The sequence below is a fragment of the Wolbachia endosymbiont of Nasonia vitripennis genome, assembly GCF_048054115.1.
Classification (GTDB): domain Bacteria; phylum Pseudomonadota; class Alphaproteobacteria; order Rickettsiales; family Anaplasmataceae; genus Wolbachia.
Genome location: NZ_JAFEVF010000051.1, coordinates 1 through 4,509, shown reverse-complemented (window position 1 = coordinate 4,509; position 4,509 = coordinate 1). Strand labels below are relative to the sequence as shown.

Below are 4,509 nucleotides of genomic sequence, written 5' to 3'. Positions count from 1 at the left end.
TGATTTTGGTTTTGACTTTGTTAATTCTTCTGTCAGTTAATTCATGCCTGTCAGATCAAGTCTAAACTATTACACACATGTTTGTTTACCGATGATTTCTGAAAATAAGGAAATTATCTATTCAATCAAAAGATCAATTCTCCCTTCTCCTGTTCCTATTATTCGAGTAACTACAAATGAGTGCAAAAGCTCAACAGGCGCTACATCTTCAAGGATTTTATACTTAAAAAAGGAAGGTCAGCTGCTATATCCCCTAGATGGAGGAGAAATTGAAATGATAAAGGCTGAACTTGGGAGTTACGCTTTTGCTGCTCAATATCAACAAAATCCTCTGCCACTTTCAAGTGGTATAATTAAGCAAGAATGGTTGAAACGCTATAGAAATTTTCCTGACAATCTCTCACATATAACTCAGAGCTGGGACACTGCTGTTTCAACAAACGATTCTAGCGGCTTTAGTGTCTGCACCACCTGGACAAAGGTGAATAATAAGTTTTATTTACTCGATGTGTACCGTGCAAAGCTTGAGTATCCAAAACTTAAAGAACAAGTTCTATCACTAGCTGCAAGATGGAAGCCACACGCAATTTTAATCGAAGCAAAAACAAGCGGTCAGCAATTGATTCAAGAGCTCAAGGCAATACCTATTATCGGGATAGTGCCACACGGTGGCAAACTTGCTCGATTCCACCAGATTGTTCCGATAATAGAATCTGGCAAGGTTTTTCTGCCACACCAAGCAGTATGGCTCAGCGATTTTGAGTATGAGATTTTAATGTTTCCAGAAACCCGCCACGACGATCAAGTAGATAGCGCTGTGCAATACCTTCAGTGGATGAGAGATAGTAGCTTCAGGGTTGCAGCTATACGAACATTGTTGATCCAAGAGGCAATAATTTGCTACCCACAATTTCGATTATAAGCTCATTTAAAATAAATATTTATTTTCTAGTATAATATGTGATAGTTAGATATTTTACTCTAGTTTAAAGGTAAAGTTATGGCAAAAGGATATGAAACACTGAAAAAAGTATTGAATGTAATTAACGATAAGCAAGATTTTAATAAAGATAACATAATTGAGAAAATACAAGAAGAACTAGAGAGGCAGGATCAAGATTTACATAAAGAGTGGATTGATGAGAAATTCGATATAAATCATGAATTTACCTCAGATCATCCTAAATATTTAAAGTTTACGTTATCAAGGATAGCTGCTGAGGCAGGCTATGCAAATGTGTTGGATGCTCTAATATCATCAGGATCAAACATTAGCGATAAGAGTGGAAAAGGTTGGACTCCTGTATTAAATTTAGCAGCTAAACATGGCCATATAGGAACAGTAGAAGCTCTATTAAAGATCGAAGGAATTAAAATTGATGAAAGGAATGAACATGGGTTTACCCCATTACACAATGCTGTTCATAAAGATCACAAAGAGATAGTAGAGGTTTTACTCCAAGCAGGAGCAAATGTTGATGCGCAACATTTGTATGGAACTCCTTTACATTATGCTGTTTCTTATTGTCACAAAGAGACAGTAGATGTTTTACTCGAAAAAGGAGCAAATGTTAATGCAGTAAATACACATGGAATGACCCCTTTAGATTATGCCAAGGGTCAAAACGTAGAAGTTCTATTAAAGGCATGAGGACGTTCTTTTGTGAAAGCATTTAATAAAGGGATTGCTACCGCTGTAAAAACTGCATTATTAGGCACTGCTATAGCAGCGGTACTTTTTGCAACTGAAACAATTGCAATACCTATAGCTATAGCAGTGGTTGCAGTTATAGCAGTAGCACTAGCAGTTGGTGGTGCTACATATATGATGTTAAAGCCCAGTACTAAAGTTGATGGAGTAGCAGTCTTAATGGATGGGCGTCAAGAAGCTGCTAGCACTAATAGGGTTACCTAGCGCGTATTCGACCTAGCTGCATAAACACTGATCATAGGAAATGACATTACAGGAGAACTGGAATAACGTAGAAGAGAGCGCTGACAACTTTCGTTTAGGCAAGATTATATCTTGAAAAAATTAAGCTTTAGTGCTACTAAATATTGTAACTTCTATGCTGAAACCTGACTATGAATATGGAAAAAATACGTAATGCTAAAATAAAATTACCAATATTTCTCGATTATCAATCTACTACTAAAGTAGATCCTCGTGTTTTAGAGGTGATGATACCTTATTTTGGTGAGTTTAGTAATGCACACTCTCGTAGCCATTCATTTGGTTGGACAGCTGAGGAAGCAGTAGAAAAAGCAAGGAAGCACATTGCTGATTTAGTGAATGCAGACAGCAAAGAAATCGTCTTTACCTCGGGTGCAACCGAATCAAATAACATGGCTATCAAAGGTGTTGCTCATTTTTATAAGAATAAGGGAAATCATATAATAACTGTCTGCACAGAGCATAAGTGCGTTTTAGATTCTTGTCGACATCTGGAAAATGAAGGCTTCAAAGTTACATATTTGTCCGTTAAGCAAAACGGAATTATAGATTTGTTGAAACTTGAGGAGGCAATCACTGATAAAACAATTCTGATTTCAGTGATGATGGCAAATAATGAGATCGGAGTAATGCAACCTGTCAAAGAAATTGGTGCAATGTGTAGAAAGCATAATATATTTTTTCATACAGACGCTGCTCAAAGCTTTGGAAAAGTTCCAATAGACGTAAATGAAATGAACATTGATCTTATGAGCCTTTCTAGCCATAAAATTTATGGACCTATGGGAATAGGTGCATTATATGTCCGTAGAAAAAATCCTCGTGTTAGGTTGACGCCACTAATTAGTGGTGGTGGACAGGAGAGAGGCATGCGCTCTGGAACAGTTCCTACTCCCCTTGCAGTTGGTTTTGGTGAAGCGGCACGTATCGCTAAAGAAGAAATGGAAATAGAAGCAAGCAAATTAGAAGAGTTGAGAGATATTTTGTACAACAAAATAAAAGAGGCATTTCCTGATGTTGTTTTAAATGGTAACTACGAAAATAGGATTCCAGGTAACCTTAACTTAAGTTTTCCTTATGTTGAGGGTGAGTCTCTTATCATGGCAATCAAGGATTTAGCAGTAAGCTCTGGTTCTGCATGCACATCCGCATCTCTTGAACCTTCTTATGTCATAAGATCACTAAACAATGGACACGATCTTGAGCATTCATCAATTAGATTTGGCCTTGGCCGATTTACAACTAAAGATGAAGTTCTATACGCGGCAGATCTTGTTACTAAAAATGTTGGACGGCTAAGAGAGATGAGCCCACTTTTGGAAATGGTACAAGAGGGAATAGATTTAAGCACCGTAAAATGGGATTCTCATTGAAGAATAAGATGTAATAGTTTAGACTTGATCTGACAAGCAAACAAAGTAAGATAAAAATATAGACAAGTTTTAAAGGAGTGTCAGATATGAATACAACACAAGAAAAAATACTAAAACCAAAGTTGGGATTGCTAGAACTTGCAAAGCAATTAGGAAATGTATCACAGGCGTGTAAAGTAATGGGATATTCAAGGGATACATTTTACCGCTTCAAAGAACTGTATGAAACAGGAGGAGAAGAGGCTTTACACGAGATAAGCAAAAGCAAGCCATTGTATGCAAATAGAGTGTCGGAGGATATAGAAAAAGCAGTAGTTGAAATAGCAATAGAGTTTCCAGCATACGGACAAGAAAGAGCAGCAAACGAACTGAAAAAGAGAGGAATTCTCATCTCTGCAAGTGGAATAAGATCAGTGTGGCAAAGAAACGATCTTGAAAATTTTAAAAAGAGGTTAAAGGCATTAGAAGCAAAAGTAGCTCAGGATGGTATCATTTTAACAGAAGAACAGATAACAGCTCTAGAAAAGGCTAAGGAAGAAAAAGAGGCCCATGGAGAAATTGAAACAGAGCATCCAGGATACTTAGGTAGCCAAGACAGTTATTATGTTGGTAATATCAAAGGTATTGGACGAATTTACCAGCAAACCTTTGTTGATACCTATTCCAGAGTTGCTTTTGCTAAGCTTTACACAGAAAGGACTGCTATCACAGCTGCAGATCTTCTTAATGATAGGGTAGTACCGTTCTTTGATGAACAGAAAGTATCATTGCTACGTGTTTTGACGGATCGTGGTACAGAGTATTGTGGCAGACCTGAAAATCACGCTTACCAGCTATATTTAGGGGTAGAAAATATTGATCATTCTCGAACCAAAGCTCGTTCTCCACAGACTAATGGCATATGTGAAAGGTTCCACAGAACTATGCAAGATGAATGTTACAATATTATCTTTAGAAAGAAAATTTACACCTCTTTGGCAGAACTTCAGTTAGACGTAGACCATTGGGTGCATTCTTACAATAGATCTAGACCGCATTCAGGTAAATATTGCTATGGTAAGACTCCTATGCAAACCTTTTTTGATAGTATGCATATTGCTTATCAGAAAAATATTGATAGCATTAAACAGGATGCTGATTTTGGTTTTGACTTTGTTAATTCTTCTGTCAGTTAATTCATGC

4 protein-coding genes and 1 pseudogene are annotated in these 4,509 nt (G+C 37.0%); all 5 read left to right on the top strand.

Going from position 1 to position 4,509, the window contains the following annotated elements; all coding sequences use genetic code 11:
• Nucleotides 1–64 precede the first annotated feature (64 nt).
• Nucleotides 65–922: pseudogene (terL, locus tag JR053_RS04965) on the top strand (phage terminase large subunit); the annotation flags it as partial.
• Between the two features lie 78 nt (nucleotides 923–1,000).
• Nucleotides 1,001–1,651 (top strand): ankyrin repeat domain-containing protein, encoded by a 651-nt coding sequence (locus JR053_RS04960; protein WP_416603752.1) that lies wholly within the window; start codon nucleotides 1,001–1,003, stop codon nucleotides 1,649–1,651.
• A 12-nt stretch (nucleotides 1,652–1,663) separates the two neighbouring features.
• The gene (locus tag JR053_RS04955; RefSeq protein WP_416603750.1) at nucleotides 1,664–1,915 is read left to right on the top strand and encodes a hypothetical protein; all 252 of its coding nucleotides are present in this window, start codon (nucleotides 1,664–1,666) and stop codon (nucleotides 1,913–1,915) included.
• 170 nt (nucleotides 1,916–2,085) lie between these two features.
• Nucleotides 2,086–3,327, top strand: a complete 1,242-nt coding sequence (locus tag JR053_RS04950; protein WP_010404175.1) for an IscS subfamily cysteine desulfurase — start codon at nucleotides 2,086–2,088, stop codon at nucleotides 3,325–3,327.
• 86 nt (nucleotides 3,328–3,413) lie between these two features.
• Entirely contained in the window at nucleotides 3,414–4,502 is a 1,089-nt protein-coding gene (locus JR053_RS04945) for an IS481 family transposase (protein WP_416603176.1), read from the top strand.
• The last annotated feature ends 7 nt before the right edge of the window (nucleotides 4,503–4,509 follow it).